The sequence below is a fragment of the Dactylosporangium maewongense genome, assembly GCF_039531485.1.
GTDB lineage: Bacteria > Actinomycetota > Actinomycetes > Mycobacteriales > Micromonosporaceae > Dactylosporangium > Dactylosporangium maewongense.
In genome coordinates this window covers 198,104-215,656 of the sequence record NZ_BAAAQD010000013.1, presented here as the reverse complement: position 1 = coordinate 215,656, position 17,553 = coordinate 198,104, and the positions used below count along the sequence as shown (strand labels likewise).

13 protein-coding genes and 3 pseudogenes are annotated in these 17,553 nt (G+C 70.0%); 8 read left to right on the top strand and 8 right to left on the bottom strand.

Going from position 1 to position 17,553, the window contains the following annotated elements:
- Positions 1–62: 62 nt before the first annotated feature.
- Entirely contained in the window at positions 63–566 is a 504-nt protein-coding gene (locus ABD332_RS31180; protein WP_344505909.1) for a hypothetical protein, read from the bottom strand.
- Between ABD332_RS31180 and ABD332_RS31175 the strand changes: the two genes are divergently transcribed.
- On the top strand, positions 565–813 hold the full coding sequence (locus ABD332_RS31175; RefSeq protein ID WP_344505908.1) for a hypothetical protein: 249 nt from the start codon (positions 565–567) through the stop codon (positions 811–813). The genes ABD332_RS31180 and ABD332_RS31175 overlap by 2 nt on opposite strands.
- 139 nt (positions 814–952) lie before the next feature.
- Positions 953–1,303: pseudogene (locus ABD332_RS31170) on the top strand (IS701 family transposase); the annotation flags it as partial.
- 824 nt (positions 1,304–2,127) lie between these two features.
- Here the strand turns inward: ABD332_RS31170 and ABD332_RS31165 are convergent.
- From ABD332_RS31165 to ybiA, 3 genes and pseudogenes are all read right to left on the bottom strand, one after another.
- Positions 2,128–2,623: pseudogene (locus tag ABD332_RS31165) on the bottom strand (IS701 family transposase); the annotation flags it as partial.
- Positions 2,624–3,211: 588 nt separating this feature from the next.
- Positions 3,212–3,694 carry a hypothetical protein gene (locus tag ABD332_RS31160; protein ID WP_344505906.1) on the bottom strand — a complete coding sequence of 161 codons (483 nt, stop codon included), beginning with the start codon at positions 3,692–3,694 and terminating at the stop codon, positions 3,212–3,214.
- Between the two features lie 99 nt (positions 3,695–3,793).
- Entirely contained in the window at positions 3,794–4,354 is a 561-nt protein-coding gene (ybiA, locus tag ABD332_RS31155; protein WP_344505905.1) for a riboflavin biosynthesis intermediates N-glycosidase, read from the bottom strand.
- A gap of 258 nt (positions 4,355–4,612) precedes the next feature.
- On the opposite strand from ybiA, the pseudogene ABD332_RS31150 reads away from it, so the two are divergent.
- From ABD332_RS31150 to ABD332_RS31125, 5 genes and pseudogenes are all read left to right on the top strand, one after another.
- Positions 4,613–5,843, top strand: a pseudogene (locus ABD332_RS31150) (IS110 family RNA-guided transposase).
- A 317-nt stretch (positions 5,844–6,160) separates the two neighbouring features.
- Positions 6,161–8,221, top strand: a complete 2,061-nt coding sequence (locus tag ABD332_RS31140; protein WP_344505904.1) for a hypothetical protein — start codon at positions 6,161–6,163, stop codon at positions 8,219–8,221.
- Between the two features lie 238 nt (positions 8,222–8,459).
- Positions 8,460–8,750: a barstar family protein gene (locus tag ABD332_RS31135; RefSeq protein ID WP_344505903.1), complete on the top strand. Its 291-nt coding sequence runs from the start codon at positions 8,460–8,462 to the stop codon at positions 8,748–8,750.
- 229 nt (positions 8,751–8,979) lie between these two features.
- On the top strand, positions 8,980–9,582 hold the full coding sequence (locus tag ABD332_RS31130; RefSeq protein WP_344505902.1) for a hypothetical protein: 603 nt from the start codon (positions 8,980–8,982) through the stop codon (positions 9,580–9,582).
- Between the two features lie 217 nt (positions 9,583–9,799).
- A complete protein-coding gene (locus ABD332_RS31125) occupies positions 9,800–10,366 on the top strand; it encodes a hypothetical protein (RefSeq protein ID WP_344505901.1) in 567 nt (188 codons plus the stop codon).
- 100 nt (positions 10,367–10,466) lie between these two features.
- Here the strand turns inward: ABD332_RS31125 and ABD332_RS31120 are convergent, their stop codons facing one another.
- Entirely contained in the window at positions 10,467–11,141 is a 675-nt protein-coding gene (locus ABD332_RS31120; RefSeq protein ID WP_344505900.1) for a hypothetical protein, read from the bottom strand.
- A gap of 392 nt (positions 11,142–11,533) precedes the next feature.
- Here ABD332_RS31120 and ABD332_RS31115 point away from each other — a divergent pair, with 392 nt between their 5' ends.
- Entirely contained in the window at positions 11,534–12,811 is a 1,278-nt protein-coding gene (locus ABD332_RS31115) for an IS110 family RNA-guided transposase (protein ID WP_344505899.1), read from the top strand.
- A gap of 158 nt (positions 12,812–12,969) precedes the next feature.
- Here ABD332_RS31115 and ABD332_RS31110 read toward each other — a convergent pair whose 3' ends face one another.
- The 3 genes from ABD332_RS31110 to ABD332_RS31100 all read right to left on the bottom strand — a co-directional run bounded on the left by ABD332_RS31110 (position 12,970) and on the right by ABD332_RS31100 (position 17,499).
- Entirely contained in the window at positions 12,970–13,362 is a 393-nt protein-coding gene (locus tag ABD332_RS31110) for a RidA family protein (RefSeq protein ID WP_425552317.1), read from the bottom strand.
- A gap of 129 nt (positions 13,363–13,491) precedes the next feature.
- Positions 13,492–15,900: a tetratricopeptide repeat protein gene (locus ABD332_RS31105; protein WP_344505898.1), complete on the bottom strand. Its 2,409-nt coding sequence runs from the start codon at positions 15,898–15,900 to the stop codon at positions 13,492–13,494.
- Positions 15,901–16,248: 348 nt separating this feature from the next.
- Positions 16,249–17,499 (bottom strand): MFS transporter, encoded by a 1,251-nt coding sequence (locus ABD332_RS31100; protein WP_344505897.1) that lies wholly within the window; start codon positions 17,497–17,499, stop codon positions 16,249–16,251.
- Between the last annotated feature and the right edge of the window lie 54 nt (positions 17,500–17,553).

Genomic DNA, 17,553 nt, shown 5'->3' with positions numbered 1-17,553 from the left:
GCCGGTCATGGACCAAATCGAACGTGCCTGGCCGCGGGTGCCGGGCCGGAGGCGTCGCGCCGCTATGTCGGTGACGCGCTGGGCTTCGGGTAGCGGTTGCTGATCCGTTTCGCGTAGGCCTCGACGTCCCAGAAGGTGACGCCCGGCGACCGGTCGATGGCGATGGTGAAGGGTCCGAGGAGATTAGGGTCCGTATCGTTGAGACGCGGGTACAACGTTTCTGTAGCGGCCCACTTGCCGATGCACTTGCTTTCGTGTGTCTGGGTGAAGTCAGTCGTTCCGCTCACGCGGAACAACACGGTGCCGTCGCCGGCGCATCGCGCCCGAAAGAAGAACATCCACCCATCGGGCCTCGGGATCTCGGGCGGCGGGGTGACGGGGAACGTACCTTCGATGTGTGCGGCGCCGTCCGTGGTCGAGCTCCAAGCGCCGACCAGCACGTCGTTGGAGCCGGGCGAGGCCTCAGTCAGTGGCACAGCCGGGTGCACCGCGCCGGTGGTGCAGGCGGTCAGACCGGCCACCACCACCGCTGCCGCGAGGAACTGTGCGACCACCCTGGGTGTCATGACGGCAGGGTACGGCGCGCGGCACGTTCGCGTGGTCCTCCTCCGCGCCGGTACCGGCGAGCAGCCGGCGTGGACGGTGGTGAGCGCAGAGCGACCGCTGGCGCCGACAAGCGCCCTGACCACGCGTTCGGATCTGCCGCCGAGCACGCGCGCCGACTACCTGAGCCACGCCACGCTTGCCTCGGGTGCCTGGGCTTCCGCAGCAGCCGCCGTCGTGGCGATCCGGGTCCGGATGCCGCAGCAGTGATGGCGCATCTCTCGGGTGAATGACGATCGTGTCCCTAGTACGGCAGCCGCCGTTTGAGATGTTGCTGGTCGGGGCTGGTGGACGCGGGGCGGCCACCGCGTGATCGTCTGTGCGTTGTGGACACAACTTCAGATCTTGCGGTGGCCGCTGGAGCGTCGACGAGTCCTTCCAGGCCGGCAAGAGCCAGGTCGGGCTGGACCAGCACCAGGTCCGTCGCTGGAACTCCTGGCACCGGTTCACCACCCTGGCCATGGCCGCACTCGCCGTCCTGACGATCTGCGCCGCCGACGCCGCCACCCACGCACCAGCCGCCGCCGATCTGATCGACCTCACCGTCAACGAGATCCGCCGCCTGCTCAACACGTTGGTCATCCAGCCGATCCGCGACCGAGCCCACCGGCTGCGCTGGTCACAATGGCGACGTCGGCACCAAGCCCGAGCTCGACGCGCCCATTACGCACGACGACTCAGCCTCGAGCTTCAACCATGATCCCAAACGGCGGCTGCCGTACTAGGCGGCTCGCCCGCGTCGTTTAGGACGCCGATGTTGCGTTTCGTCCGACTCTGCTGATTGCTTGGCGCCGGTACGTTCCGCGTGAACGCGATCGGTGTTATCGAGTCCATGGGCGACGGAGCACCCGCCGAACACCCACGGAACAACGGATTGGTCGCCGCCGTTGCGGCACATCCCGCATGTCAGCGCGACGTCGAGGGATCAAAACCTTCTGACAGATCGAGGTCGGCGTAGGCCCGCTGCTTGTTGCACGACATCCCAGCCTCGCATAGAGTGGCTTCAACTGAAGGGCCTGACGCATTGGGGGAAATGTGTTCAATCGGCTTCGTTCAAATCGAATGCCTTCGAGGGCCAGCCGGCAATCTCTGCGAGTGATGGTTGTGATGGTCGTGGCAATGGCCGCGACCGCGGTCGCCAGTAGCCCAGCGGCTGCGGCGCCGACGAACTGCAGCTATGGGCCCGTCTACTGGGGCAGCAATCTCGTCGGGACGTCCGGTGGCTGCAGTAGCGGCACTGGACAGCACCGAGCCTCGCTGTGGTGCTTGAAGGACGGCGGAAAGCAAGTTTACGGCTCGTGGAAGAACCCGGGCCAGACCAGTTACACGGACTGCGGTTCCAACTTCTGGGGCACTCCCTACCTAGCGAGCTATTACGGCTACCAGGTGCGCAACTGAATGCCCGAGCAAATATCTCATTCTTGGTGAACTGATCGTTCAACAAGACGGAATTGCATCGCACGAAGCCTCGGACATCTGATCGATCGATCGATGTCCGAGGCTTCGGCGCCTTCGCGGTTCGGCGGCGAGTTCCGAGTGGGACGCGAACCCGACGTCGTCGGGCACGCCGGCGTCGCGGCAGCGGTCCGGGTCTCCGGTCCACGACGCCGGCAGGTAAACCCGCCGGTCAGCCAAGGGTGTGCCCGTGCCGGGAAGCGTAGGCAAGGAACACACCGACCTGCGCGTTCTCAATGCGGCCCGCGGTGCCGGTGTACTGCCGCTGCACACCGACCGTATGGGTGCCCTTCTTCAGGTCCCCGGTCTCATCCACGACCAGGACCGCGTCCGGATCGCCGAGCCGCTGCACGATCAGCGCACGCAGGTCGTCGCGGACCGCGTCGGCGTCCCACACCGCCCGATACAACAACCGCTGCATCGCATCCGGCCGGGCATGACCGGCCTGCTCAACCAACTGCCAGCACGTCTTGACCTCCACGTCGGACAGCAGCCCAGTCGCGAACGCCGCCGCCGTCCTGCGCGGCTCGACCCGCCCGAACCGTGCCGCGAACGAGTCGAGCACCCCGCCAACAACCCGCCGCCAAGCAGCCGGGTCTACGCTGTGACCAGCGGCCACCGCAAGATCTGAAGTTGTGTCCACAACGCACAGACGATCACGCGGTGGCCGCCCCGCGTCCACCAGCTCCGACCAGCAACATCTCAAACGGCGGCTGCCGTACTAAGGCCGGCTGATGTCATTTCAACGCCATCGACGTTCACGCTCAGACAAGGCACGACCGTCCCGTACGTTTCCTGGTCGGCAGCGGGCACGAGTGGTGCGCCGAATGGCTCGGGGTCGATCGCGTACCAGCCCGTGGGCATCGTTGACGGCCTCAGGCCACGCTGGCCGGTCGACGGCGGCCGCACCAGCGGGCACTAACGCAAGGTCAGGTCGCCGGTGATCGCCACGCGGCAGACGCGGCAACCGAAGACTGGCACGGTCACGAGCGTAACAACGCTGACAGACGAGCCTGTGGCCTGCATCAGCGGGGCTCCGGATCTGCCGCGCTTCGTGCGCGGCGCTCAGGACGACCCTCACGCTCCGTACGGCCAGCGCTGGTCCGGATGCCGATGAGCGGATGTTCCCGGCATCAACCTCAAGACCAGCGGATCATGAGCCCGGCGGTGGTAAAGGCTGCCGATCACCACCCGAGTCCCACCAGCGGCCAGTGAATCCGTAATAGATCCCCGTAGCCCAATCGGCGGGTTCGTCGTGGTAGATCAGGCTGTTGCCGACGATCCATACACGAGGAACATCACCGTCCGGACTCCCCGGCTCAGACCACTGCCGATTGATACGCGCTACCGCCTCAGCCCGGGAAATGCCGAAGGCTCGCACCATCTCGTCGGCTACGTCCTCACAGAATTCGCGAGCTTCATCGTCACCGGCGCAGGGGAACGCGCCGTGCGGGCGAAGGACCGACCGATGCACGAGATATTCGATCTCGCCGGCGTGGGCGACACCTGGCGGCAGTGTGCGCATGCGACCGCTGCCGCCGAGATCCTCTTCATCGAGGTCGTACTCGGCAAGCAGGCGAGTCAGGTGTTCCCGCAGACCGATCCGCTCGTAGCCGTCGTACTCGCCTGTCGACACCTTCACATCATGCGACGTGCTCGGTGCGGCGCCGTCACGGGACCATTGAAACTTCCGCTCATGCCGCGGACAGCGCGTTCGCGATGGTTGTGCTCAGTGCTATCGCCGCTGTCGGCGGCCCTGGGTGTTGGCGTTCTGGGTGAGGTCGGCGCGTAGCTGGGTGCGGGTGCGCATCAAGATCCGTCCGAGCATGTTCTTGCCGGTGCCACTGCGGCCGCGTCCCCAGTAGTGGTCAGTGCTGGTGTCCTCGACGATCTCCTCGTCGCCGGTGTCCAACAGGATGGCGCGGATGTCGGCGTGGGCGGTGAACTTGGCCGTCACGGCCCGCCGCATCACGTCGTTTTTGACCCGTTCCCAGTCGCGGCGCAGCGGCCGATACCGGTCGCGGCCCAGCTCGGCGGCCCGCAACGGGGTCGCCGTCCGCCGGATGAGTTCGGCGTGGCGGGTACCGGGGAACTTCTGGGCCTGGAAATAGTGCTCGGAGGTCGTCCGCCAGTGGCCGTCGAGGTCAAAGCCGTGGCCGGAGAAGTTGGAGAAGCAGCCGTACGGAACCTCGTCGGCACCGTAGAAGTAGATCGTCATCTGGGCCTCGGAGCGGGGGTCGGGGATCTGCACCGTGTCACAGGCATCGACAGAGCGGCAACCGAGTTCGCTGGCCACCATCCGGATCTCATAGGTTCTTGTCAGCCTGCGGATGCAGGATGACTCTGGAGCGGCCGGCGGGTCAGCACTCTTCGGATCTGACCCTGGTGAGGTCTTGCGGCAGACCGTACGCCCGCTGGTCGTGAGGAGATGTAACAGCTGATGGGATGACGTGCCCCGGCCCGATGGCTGGTGAGCACTGGACTATGAGATCGCTGCTGTCTCCTCCGCGCTTCGACCGTGGTGTCCACAGTGGAGGAGGACGACTTGGAAGAGCTGATCTGGATCGGTGACGACTGGGCCGAGGACCACCACGACATCGAGATCCAGGGTGACGGCGGCCGGCGCCTGGCCCGGGCACGGCTGCCCGAGGGCCTGGAGGGCATCACCCGGTTGCACGCGCTGATCGCCGAGTCGATGCCGGCATCGTGGGCACAGCTCGACCCGGCGCAGGCCGCCGGCCGGATCCGGGTCGGGATCGAGAGCGACCGCGGCGCCTGGGTGCAGGCGCTGCGCGGCGCCGGGTACCGCGTCTACGCGATCAATCCGATGTCGGTGGCCCGGTACCGGGAACGACACTCCACCTCCGGCGCCAAGTCCGACGCCGGCGGCGCGCACGTCCTGGCCGAGATCGTCCGCCTGGACCACGCCCACCACCGGGCGGTCGCCGGGGACAGCCGCCGAGGCGGTCAAGCTCGTCGCCCGCGTCCACCAGAACCTGATCTGGGACCGCACCCGCCAGGTGCTGCGGCTGCGCGCCGCGCTGCGGGAGTTCTTCCCCGCCGCCCTGCAAGCCTTCGACGACCTCACCGCCAGCGACGCGCTCGAACTGCTGGACCGCGCACCCGACCCGGACCGGGCCGCCCAGCTCCCGCGGCTGACCATTGCCGCCGCGCTACGCCGCGCCGGCCGCCGCAACCTCGACGCCAAGGCCGACATGATCCAGCAGACGCTGCGCCGGGACCAGCTCCGCCAACCCGGGCCGGTCCAGCACGCCTACGCGGCGATCGTGTCCAGCCAGGTCCAGCTCATCAACATTCTCAACATCGAGATCGCCGAACTCGGGCAAGTGGTGGCCGACCATCTTGGCCGGCACCGGGACGCTGAACGCTACCTGAGCCTGCCCGGACTCGGACCAGTACTCGGCGCCCGGGTCCTCGGCGAGTTCGGCGACGACCCCCACCGCTACACCGACAGCAAGGCCCGCCGCAACTACGCCAGCACCTCACCGATCACCCGCGCCTCCGGCAGCCGCCGCGTCGTACTCGCCCGCTACGCCCGCAACCGGCGCCTCGGCGACGCCGTGCACCAATGGGCCTTCTGCGCCATGCGCGGCTCACCCGGCGCCCGCGCCTACTACCAAGCCCTCCGCCAGCGCGGCACCGGCCACCAAGCCGCCCTCCGCCAACTCAGCAACCGCCTCGTCGGCATCCTCCACGGCTGCCTCAAAACCGGCACCACCTACGACGAAGCCACCGCCTGGGCCAACCTCCAACCCAATCCTTGACATACAAGAAATCGCGTGGGGCGAGCACATCGGACGCAGCATCGCCCCGGTCGGCGAGCTGGCCGGGAACACCTGCGCTTGCGCCTGGCTGGGCATGGATGAGCACGAGGAGGTCTACGTGGTCGTCGACGAACTCGCCACGTTCGGCCGCATGCCGCAGGCGATGGATCATCTCGTACTCGGGTACATGCCGCGCCGCATCAACTGAAGCCGTGCCGGTGTCTGGCGGTGCATCCAGATCCGCCGCTGGTCGGTGTGCAGCGCCAACGTGTATCGACCGCGGATTTCTGTCGTACCGCACGTGTAGCGTCCGGCCCGTGCTGAAGGATCTCGACGGGGTGGCGTGGGCGGAGCTGACCCATGCGTATGGTGTCGCCGACGATGTGCCCGAGCTGCTGCGGGGCCTGGCTGACGGTAGTTCGGAGGCGCTCTGGGAGCTGTTCGGCAATGTCATCCATCAGGGCACGCTGTATGAGGCGACGCGTTTTGCCGTGCCCTTCCTAGTTGAGATTCTTGACGCACCCGCCGCCGACGTGCGCGGGGTGTTGGGGCTGCTCGCCTCGATCGCGGGCGGCACCTCGTTCATGGCGGTGCACGGTGCGCTGCTGGAGGAGGAGTTCGGCCAGGACGCCGGCGAGTTGCACGCCCAGGAGGAGCAGGAGCTGGTGTGGGCCGCGGCGGCGCGGGAAGCGGTGGCGGCCGGGATGCCGGTCTACCTGCGGCTGCTGGCCACGGCGGCGGACGAGGACGTGCGGACCGCCGTCGTGTCGATGCTGACCGCCGTCGGCGCGACCGAGGACTCCACGGCGGGCCTGCGAAGGACCGCCGTGGCCGACCCCAGTACGTTCGTACGGGCCGCGGCCGTGCTCGCCCTGGCGTGGCGGGGTGTACAGGACCCCGCGTATCTGGTTGATCCCGCGCCGCTGCCCCGAGTCGTGGCCGCGATGGCTGCCCGAGCTACGAACGTCCTGGAGCGGGACGCGCCGGCTGCTCTCGGTGACGTGGCACGGCTGCCCTGGCCCATCGATGAACCGCTCGCCTGGATCATCGGCGGCGCCGGCCTGGACTGGCCGGTGCAGGTTCGGCTGCTCGCCGGGTGGCTGGGACACCCCGACGCGGAAGTGCGGGCCGCGGCGGCCTATGCGGCGAGCGTGCCGCTGAGGGCCTGGCGACCCGCCGCGGCCGCGCTCGTGCCGGTCCTCGCCGGCGCCTTGCGTGATCCGGACGCGACCGTGCGCTACTGGTCCGCGATGCGCCTCGAGGACGCCGGGCGGGTCGCAGCCGCGGCGGCCGACGCACTGTGGGCCCTGCTGGAGCGGGACCCGTCGTGCCGGCCGGCACTGTCGACGCTCGCCCGGCTCGAGGATCCGCGGGCCGACACACTGTTGGCCCGGATGATGACGGACGACGTCGAAGAGCTTGCGGACGACGACACCATCCTCGCCGCGCTCGTGGACATACAGTCGGCCGGCACCGAGCGACGGCCGGCGTCGGTCGGTCAGGAGCGCGCGGACGCGGAGTTCCACGCGGGCCTGCGCCCGGCCGCCGGCGACTGCCCCGACGACCTCGCTTTGTACCGCCGCTGGATCGACCGGTACGTCATTGCGTGCGTAATCGCCCGCCTCGGCCCGTGGGCGACGGCCTGCCGCACCGCGGTTGCCGACGCGGTCCGGCGTCAGCCTCATGGCGAGGACCGGGACCGGCTGATCCGCGCTGCGGTGCGCATGCAGGCCGAAGCCGACGAGCTAGTGCCGCTCGTACACGCTCAGCTGCGTGAGCGCCCCCTGGTTTCCGCCGAGGCGCTGGGCGGAATCGGACCAGCCGCCGCCGCAGCGCTGCCGGACCTCACCGCGTTGCTGGAGCACGAGGATTGCCAGGTCCGTCTCGCCGCAGCCGCCGCCATCCTGCAGGTCGGCGGCCCGCCGGACGGCCCGCTCGACGCGGCTCGCGGCGAGCTCGCCAGCACCGCCCGCGGCTGCAAACAGGCCGTCGCCGTGCTGGCCCTGGCCGGCCCAGCGGCGTCCGAGCTCGCCCCGCTCCTGCGTCCGCTGTTCACCGGCCCGATCCCGGCACTGCCGCCCACCTTCACCAACGGCCGAGCCGATACCGCCGTGCGGGCCGCCGAAGCGTACTGGCACGTCACCGGCGACGCCGCCAGCACCGTCCCGGCATTGCTACAGCTCGCCCAGCCCAGCGCACGAGGCGTGGAAGCCGTGCGGTGCTTGGGCCTGATCGGCGCGCCCGCCGCGGTCGCCGTACCCATGCTCCAGGACGCACTCACCGCATCGCGGAGGCCCGACCACATCGACGGCCACATGGACGATCTATGGCGGGACGCCTGTGCGACCGCTCTGTCCCGCATCGCCGCCGTCCTATGAGCATCGGTACCGACATCCGGATCGTTACGCTCTGTAGTAATGGCTCGGCGTCTGCCGGGGGTACGGGCGTCGGAGAGAATCAAGCATGGTTCACGCCGCGATCGCCACCGTAACGATGAAAACGCACATGCCCTCGGAGGTCGCCCGGTTCTGGCGAAGTTAGGTGCCTCAGCCACAAGCGCACGTCTGCCGCAGCTCTCGCGCGACCGTCCTCAAGATGGTGCACTACTGTCGGGTGGTGCGCGTGGAACTCGACGGGAATCGGATCCACAGCGAGGCCGACTTCCACCGGCAAGCGGCAGCGCTACTGAATTTCGGCCCGTACTACGGAGCCAACCTGGACGCGTTGTGGGACCGGCTGAGCAAGGACGTTCAGCGGCCGGTGCGCCTCGTCTGGAACGCCGCCCGCGCGAGTCGTGCCGCAATGGGATCACGGGCGTTCAAGCGAATTGAAGACGTCCTGCGGGCGGCCGCAGCCGAGGACGTTGCGTACGGCTGGACCGACCGCTTCACGTACCAGCTGGCGTAGCGCTGTGAGAATGGACCGGCAACCGGCGTCCGCCCGTGCGGCGCTGCAGGCGCTGAACCGGTCGATCCTTTGTTGAATGAGTCAGGGCGCAAGGTGGGACGGGGTAGCGCATGCAGCCGGATTTGCGTCAGGTACTGACCACGCTGTACCGGATCTGTGCCCGGTACCCGTTGAACCCGGACATATCGTACTGCCGGCACTGTGTGGACGAGGACGAAGTCCGCGTGCTGTGCGAGGTCCCGCTGGGGGGAAGCTGACGGCCGAGCAGCTGCGCCGGATTGCGTGGAAGGCTGGCGGGACGTGGGGCGACGATCGCGACTGGCTGCATTTCGCGCCGCGGATCCTGGAGCTGTTCGCGCTCGGCGCGTTCGATGACCCCACACTGCTGGACACGACGTTCGGCCGCCTGAAGATGGCCGTAGCCGGCTGGCCGGCGGAAGATCGGGCTGTCGTCGAGTCCTTCCGGTTCGCGCTGTGGCAAGACTTCTTGGCGGCCTGGCCCACCGCGATGGCCGCGGAGGACATGGTCGTGGCGCTGAGTGGGCTCGGCGAGGATCCGCAGCCGTACCTCGAAATCTGGTCCGCCGGGCCCTCTCTGGCCGCCGCGCGGCACTTGGCGTCGTTCGTCGCGGGTTATGTGGTGCCGGTGCCCGATGAGTCCCGATGCATCGAGGCGTGGATGGCCAGCTACGCACCTCTGCGCCTGCTCGACACCGCCCGCGCCGCGACAACCGACACGAATGTCATCGCCGAGATCGATGCGGCGACCGCCAGGATCCGCGAGTACGTGGCATATCGCGCTGATCGCCCGGAAGGCCGGGCATCGCCGTGAACGCAACCGGGGACGCCGTGCGGGCGACGATTGCTCAGACCTGATCGAACAGGTGCGCTGTGGGGCGTAGTTGATCGGCCATCCGGCGTAGACGCCGAGGACACCGTCGTGGGTGCAGTGCAGTCCAATTGAGTTCGGAGCATACGGCCCGTCTATCTGTCACACGTGGCGCTCCGCCGCCCGCGGGCAGGAATCACTGGCGGCTACGCTGCGTGGCATGTCGTCGCGGGAAGAGCTGGCCTTCGAGGCGGTGGTCCGGCGGATCGCCGCCGGTGGGTACATCGACGGGATGTCCGCCGGCAAGCCGGCGCCGCTGCGGCCGGCATCGCCTGCCGTGGTCGCGGAGGCGGAGGAACTGGCCGGACGGCCGCTGCCGTCGCTGCTGCGCCGGCTCTACCTGGAAGTGGGCAACGGCGGGTTCGGCCCTGGTTACGGCCTGCTCGGCCTCCGAGACGGGCACCGGGCAGGCAGCATCGACGCGCTGAGCGGGCTCAAGGGCGGTGTCCTGATCCTGTGTGACTGGGGCTGCGGGATCAGCAGCGAACTGGACCTCGCCGACGGCCAGGTCTGGGGCTGCGACCCGAACCCGGCCCCGGACGGTGTGTCATCCACGTTCCCGCAGCACATGACGGTCGTTGACTGGTTCTTGAAGTGGGCGGAGGGCACGCTGTACCAGCCGTGGCTGGTACAGGACCCGGTGACCGGCGTGTGGCGCGGCGCGACCGACGCCGAGTGTGCGGAGATGCTCGAGGAGGCGTTCGGCCCCGGCGGTCCTGAGGACTGAACTCCAGAAGCCCGCGACCGGGTCTTCGTGGTACGTCGTGAGAGTCGACTGCGTCGGGTGAATGGCACCGCCCGCTGAAGTGACGCGGGATCGGGATCGGCTAAACCCAGTCGCCCGGCGATTCGACGAGCTTGCAACGCAGCGCGTCGCGGATCAGCGACGCGTCCTCGCCGAACGGACCACTGAGATCCCAGTACTCGTGGCTGAGCGCGTCATCTGGTTCGAGGCGGCTCATCAGGTCGGCGACCGCGTCGAGCTCGAAGTAGGTGGCGGCCGCGATGAACGCGGCGATCTGCTCGGCGGTGCAGTAGTCCAGCGGCCAGGCGGCGCCGTTGGCCATCGCGCCGTTGTGGAACCACATCAGGTAGGACAGGTGCACCAGGCCGACCGGGCACTCCGGCGACCCCGCCCACGGTTCCATGTCGAGCGCCCGATCGACGATCGCGTCGACACGGTCACGGTCGAGGTATTCACCAGCGCCCCACCGCCAATCCAGCGAGTGCACCCAGCGATAGTCCGCACCGGGCGTGCGTAATACCTCCAGGCCACGAGTACGGGGCAGAACGTCCGTGCCGGACTCAACCAGGTGAAGATCCCGGCAGCGGACGCGCCGCTCAACCCTGCAATGGTCGCGATCACTGACCCACACCATCACTCTGTCGTGCTCGAAGACCGGCTTGGTCTCTGGATCAACCGCTGCGTAGGCCGCCTCGAGCTCGGCCGGATCGATGACACGCTGCCGTTCGCGAGCCTTGTACAACCGCAGTCTGATCACGTCTCCAGTGTGCAGCCACAGCGGTGGGTCCGGAACTCGCGAACACAAGGACCGGCCGACGTGAGGTGGGCTCGAAACTTTCCGACAGGCGAGACCTGACGTCACCGACAAAATCCCCTTCGGTCCGACATCCGCTCATGGCACCCCTCTGTGTCAAGTAGTCATTTGTGTCCTTTGTGGACGCCCTGGCGGGGTGGAAAATTGGGGGTGGTTGCCCGCCGACGTCGTCGCGGCTTGGTTCGATGAGACCGTCAAGTAGTCTGACGCTGGGAGCCGGTTCCAGGGCCCTGCATTGTTGCCTTGAGCACGCGAGTCCGCCTCTTTGTTGTCCCTCGGCCCCGCGGGCAGCCACCTGATAGGTGTCCGCGTGGTGCATGACGAGGAGCAAGGGGATGGAAGCAACCGACGAAACTGTCCAGCTTGTGGAGCGGGTCGCCGCGCTGGATATCGGCAAAGCCAGTCTGATGGCATGTATCCGGGTGCCGAACGAACGCACTGCGGGCAGGCGTCGGCAGGAGGTGGCCGAGTACGCCACGACCACCGGTGCGCTGCTGCGCCTGGCCGACCGGCTCCGTGAACTGGGCGTGACCAGGGTGGCGATGGAGGCCACCTCGGACTACTGGAAACCGGTGTTCTATCTCCTGGAAGCCGAGGGGTTCCAGTGCTGGTTGCTCAACGCCACACACGTGAAGAACGTGCCCGGCCGGCCCAAGACCGACAAGCTCGACGCGGTCTGGCTGGCCAAGGTCCTCGAGCGAGGCATGTGCGCACCCAGCTTCGTACCACCCAAGCCGATCCGCCGGCTACGGGACCTCACCCGCTATCGGCGCTCATTGATCCGGGACCGGACCCGGGAGAAGCAGCGGCTGGAGAAGCTCCTGGAGGACGCGCAGATGAAGCTGTCGGTGGTCGCTTCCGACATGTTCGGGGTCTCCGGGCGGGCCATCCTGGCCGCGTTGATCGCCGGGCAACGTGACCCCCAGGTTCTGGCGGAACTGGCCCGCGGCCGGCTGCGTTCGAAGATCAGTCAGCTGCGGGAGGCGTTGACCGGTCATTTCCAGGAGCACCACGCGCTGTTGTGCGCCAAGATGCTCGACCGTGTCGATGCCATGACCGCCGACATCGCCGAGGTGAGCACCGCGATCGAAGCCGCGATCCGCCCCTACGATGCTCAGGTCAACCAGCTCGACGAGGTCACCGGCATCGGCGTCACCTGCGCCCAGGAACTCATCGCCGAACTCGGCGTGGACATGACCGTCTTCCCGACCGCCGCGCACCTGGCTTCCTGGGCCCGGTTCGCGCCCCGCGCCAACCAGTCCGCCGGCAAGAACAAACCCGCCACCACCGGCAAAGGCAACCCCTGGCTCGCCAGCACCCTCGGCGAGATCACCGCCGTCCTGGCCCGCAGCGACACCTTCCTCGGCGAACGCTACCGACGCCTGTCCAGACGCCGCGGCAAACTCCGCGCCATCGTCGCCACCGGCAACTCGGTCCTCACCGTCGTCTGGCACCTGCTCAACGACCCCAATGCCCTCTACCACGACCTCGGCGCCGACTTCCACGACACCCGCTACCACCAACGCCACCAACACAACCTGATCATCCAGCTCGAACGCGCCACCGGACAGAAGGTCACCCTCACCGCCAGGGACGAACCAGCCGCCGCGTAACCCACCACCGCTTCCAACGTCCCCAACCACCCACCACAAACCACCGGGGCTCCGCCCCGGTGCTGCCGCCTGCCCACTCACTGAAGATTTTCGAGTCAGCCGCTGAGAGGCGTTCGGCGGTGGGCCGAAGGGCGTTGCCGACGGTAACTGGCTCTCGGTCAGCGGAGCGCTGCGACGGCTTCTACTTCGACGAGTTGGTCGGGGTAGCCGAGGACCGCAACTCCGAGCAGGGTGCTGGGCGCGTCGTGGTCGGCGAAGTGCCGGCGGACCACGTTCCATGCCGTGACGAGGTCGGTGCGGTCATGGGTGGCGACGTAGACGGTCGTCTTGACCACATCGGTGAGGGTGGCGCCGGCGGCCGCCAACGCTGTGCGAAGGTTCGCCATCACCTGTTCGGCCTGCCCGGCCACGTCGCCGACGGCGACGGTCGCGCCGGCCTCGTCGAGCGGGCAGGCGCCGGCGGTGAACACCAGCCGCCGGACGTCGGAGGCCACCGCGGCGTAGGCGTACGGAGCCTGGTCGGTCAGCTGGGGCGCGCGGATCAGTTCGATGGAACCGGGTACGGTCACGGACGCATCGTCGCAAACTCGCTCGGCAGTGACGAACGAAATCCGGTCACCCATGATCCCCGGCCACCCACGATCGCCGGGCGTCCGGATCTGGCCGCGATCCGTGCGCTGTCAGTGTGCGGTCGGCTTGTCCGTCCGTCGCAGTCTCGGGAGGGCCTCGACGGCGCCTGTCGTGCCGGCCGCGACCTCGTCCAGCAGCTCGTCGGCCCGGCCGTACCGGACCAGCATGCCGGTCAGCCGGTAGCCGACGGACGCGTCGGCGGCGTGTTCGCGCAGGGCCTGCAGAGCCTCGTCGACCCGGTCGTGCTCCTCCAGCATGGTGGCGAGCTGCTGGAGGCAGTGCACGTCGCCGCCGGCGGCGCGGTCGCGGAGGACCTGCATCGCCTCCTCGACGCGGCCGCGCGACTTCAGCATGCCGGCCAGCCAGCGGGCGTCGGACGTGTTGGTGGCGGCGCGGTCGCGGAGCACCTGCAGCGCCTCGTCGACCCGGTCGTGCTCCGTCAGCATGCTGACGAGGCGGCGGACGGCCTCCTCGTCGCCGGCGGCGGCGCGGTCGCGGAGCAGTTGCAGCGCCTCCTCGATGTGGCCCTGCCCGGCAAGGTCGGCGGCCAGTTGGTGGGCGTGCGCGGCTTCGGCGATGCCGGGCGGCAGCTCGAACGGTACATCGACGGCGCGGCGGAACTCGGCGGCCATGTCGATCATCTCAGAGAAGGAGCGGATCGCGCCGGGTTCGGAGAGGACCCGTGCCGCCTGGGCATGGCAGCCGTGCTCGGTCAGCAGCTCGGCGAGCTGTTGGTAGGCGTACGGGTCCCCGGCGGAGTATTCGCGCAGCACCTGCAGCGCCTCGTCGAGGCGGCTGTACTCGGCCAGCAGGGCGGTCAGGCGGCGGACCCCGTACCGGTCGCCGCCGTCGGCGAGCTCGCGCAGCACCTGCACGGCCTCGTCGACGCGACCGCAGTGGACCAGCATGTCGGTCAGGAAGTGGGCGACGATCGTGTTGCCGGCGGCGTGGTCCCGCAGGATCTGCAGACCTTCGTCGGCGCCGGTGCCGGCGCCGTGCTGGATCAGCGTGGCGGCCAGGGGTACGGCGGCGAGCAGGCCGTCGGTGGCCAGCGCGCCGCGGTAGAAGGTGATGGCGTGCTCCGGCCGGCCCCGGCGCCCGGCGTTGCCGGCGAGGCCGAGGCTGTCGCGCGGGTCGCGGTGGGTGAGGAGCGCGTTCCACACGAGGTCGGGCAGCGCGGCGGTGCGGCGGGTGCGCTGGGCGTGCTGGTGGAGGTAGTCGGCGGGCAGGTAGCCGGCGACCGCCCCCATGCCGGCCGGCACGGGCGTGAGGCAGGCGGCGGCGCCGTGGACGGTGCCGGTGGCGTACGCCAGGGCGCGGTCGAGCCAGTCGGCGGGGGCGGTCGCCTGCTGGGCCGCGGTGAGGTAGGCGGGCGCGGCGGCCTCGAGGTAGGCGCGGGTCGCGGGTTGCTGGGCGCCGACGCGGCGGGCGTCGAGCGCGGCGGTGATGACGGCCCTGCCGTAGCAGTCGGCGGCGGGGGCGTGCTCCCAGCGGTGGATGAGGGCCGGGCCGGCGGCGAGGACCTGGGTGAAGCCGGCGTCGGTGGTGTCGAGGGCGATCCGGATGCGCGGGTCGGTGCCGGCGAGCGCCTCGCCGTGGCGGCGTTCGGCCCGGCTGAACGTCTCGGGCACCTGGATCAGCCGGGCCAGGCCGAGCAGCTCGCGGTCGTTGGCGTACAGGTCCTGCTGGTCGGTGCAGGTCCGGGCGGTGCGCACCGTGTACTCCTCCGGCCACAGCGTCGCGACCACGACGGTGCCGGCGGTGACGAGCTGCCGCAGGGTGCCGGCCGGCAGCGCGGCGGGACGGTTGAGGTAGCGCTGCAGCTCGTCCAGCCACAGCACCGTCCGCGGCGTCGGCGCCTGGGCGTGGCCGGCGATCGCGGCGGTGTCGGCCGGGTGCAGCAGCCACCACTCGGGCAGGGTGGCGAGGGCCGCCTCGTGCAGGGTCCGGGTCTTGCCGACCGACGAACCACCGAGGAGCAGCACGAATCCGCCCTCCGCGGCGGCCTCGGCAAGCGCGGACCGCAGGTCGGCGTCGACGTCCCGCGGCACGTACGGCGGCAGCTCCCGGACGGTGCCGGACATCTGGATCGCGGCGTGGACGCCGAGCAGCCGCGGCCGGGCCAGCCGGACCCGGACCGCGCCGGCCGGCTGCGGCTGACCGGCCGTGGCCACCCGTTCCCACACGGCCAGCCACGGCCGCCGCGCCGCGTCGTCGTGCAGGCCGCACGCGAGCAGGAAGGTGACCACGGTGTCGCGGGTCGGCGTCGACCTGGCGTTGAGCAGGTCGCTCACCGTCGCGGCCGGCAGGGATCGCGGCCGTGCCGCCCTGCGCAGGTCGGCGTACGAGCGGCCGGCACGCAACCGGCCGCACGCCTCGGCGAAGTCCGCGAGGGACTGCACCGACGCGAGATCGAGCCCGCCGCCGTCGCGGGCGGCGGGAAGCTGGTCGTCGGTCATCTGGGCGCCCTCCCCGGGTGTTCGGCGACCCCGCCGAACACTCCCGGACCACCGTAGAACGCCACCGCATCGGCCGCGAACGCCGAGGGCAACCGGACCGGCGACCCGGGGAGGGGTTCGGCTTCCTTCGCACCCGGTGCCGAACCCCGCACTGGGGCGGTTCCTTGGAACCGTCAACGCGGGACACCACCGACCACCGGGAGCCACCGATGTCCACCGAACCCAACCCGTCCTGGCGCGAGAAGCTCACCCTCGCGGCCGTCCGCGGCGCCGTCGCCGGCGCGACCCGGGCGATCGTCACCTGGTTGCTGGAGCGCTGATCCGGCACCGACACGCGGAGCCGGACCGTCACCGACCTTCCCTGACCGTCCGGCGGCGCAGGGCGAGGAGGGTCGTGGCGGCGAGCACGGCGGTGACGGCGAACCCGGCCGGGTAGCCGGTCGCGGTGGCCAGGAGGCCGAAGCCGGCCGCCCCGGCGCCGAGGCCCCCGTCGTAGGCGACGCTCCACACGGCGGTGACGGCGCCGTACCGCGAGGGCGGTGCCGCGTCCAGCATCACGGCAAGACTCGCGGTCTGCAGGGCGCCGAACCCCGCACCGAAGACGACGGCGGCGGCCAGGACGGCCACCGGATGCGCGGCGACGGCGAGCGCGGCGAAGCCGGTGGTGGCGGCCAGCATCGCGGGCGTCAGGAGTCGCCGCGGGCCGTGCCGGTCGCCGGCCCTGCCCGCCCACCAGCGGGTGACGGTGGCGGTGAGCGCCTGCAGCAGCAGGGCCGTCGCGACGACACCGGCGCCGGCGTGCGGCAGCGCCGCGGGCAGGAACGTCGCGACGATGCCCGCGAGCGTGCAGGCGCCGCCGAAGACGATGGCCGGGCGGGTCAGGACCGGCTCGCGCAGGGCGCGCATCATCCCGTCCGCGGCGCGGTTGTCCGCGTCGGGCTGCGAAGACGCGGAAGCCCCGGCTCGGTCACCATCGGCGCGGCCGTCTGTACCGGATGGCGAGGGCGGGCGGCGGGTCACCCCGTCCGTGCCGGGCAGCAGCGGCAGCGCGAGCAGGGCGGTGAGGGCGAGGACCGCGCCGGTCGCGTACGCGGTGGGGAAGCCCGCGTGCGCGGCGAGCCACAGCCCTGCGGGCATACCGACCACGGCCGGCACCCCGGAGACGACACCGACCAGGCCGAGCCCCTCACCGCGGCGGTCCGGCGGGAGCAGCTGCGCCGACCAGGCGCCGCACGCCACGAAGAGCGTCGCCGCGCCGATGCCGCGCAGCGCGCACACGGCGAGGACCGCCCCGAAGGCGGTGGTGACGGTGAGGCCGAGCGCCGGCAGGCCCAGCAGCAGCAGCCCGGCGGCGATCACGGCGCGGTACCCGAACCGGGCCACCAACCGCGGCAGCACCAGCTCCGCGACCACCGTGGAGGCCATGAGCACGCCGGTGGTCAGCCCGGCGGCGGCCCCGCCGGCACCGGAGGCGGCGACGGCCGCGGGGACGACCGGCAGCAGCGCGTAGAAGGCGGTCAGGCCGAGCAGGTCAACGGTGGACACCAGCAGCAGCGACCGGCTGAGCAGCCGTGGCCGGGGATCGGTGTGCGTCGTCATGCATCGACCGTAGAAGCCGAACGGTTCGCTCAACAGTGCCGAAGACCCGGCGGC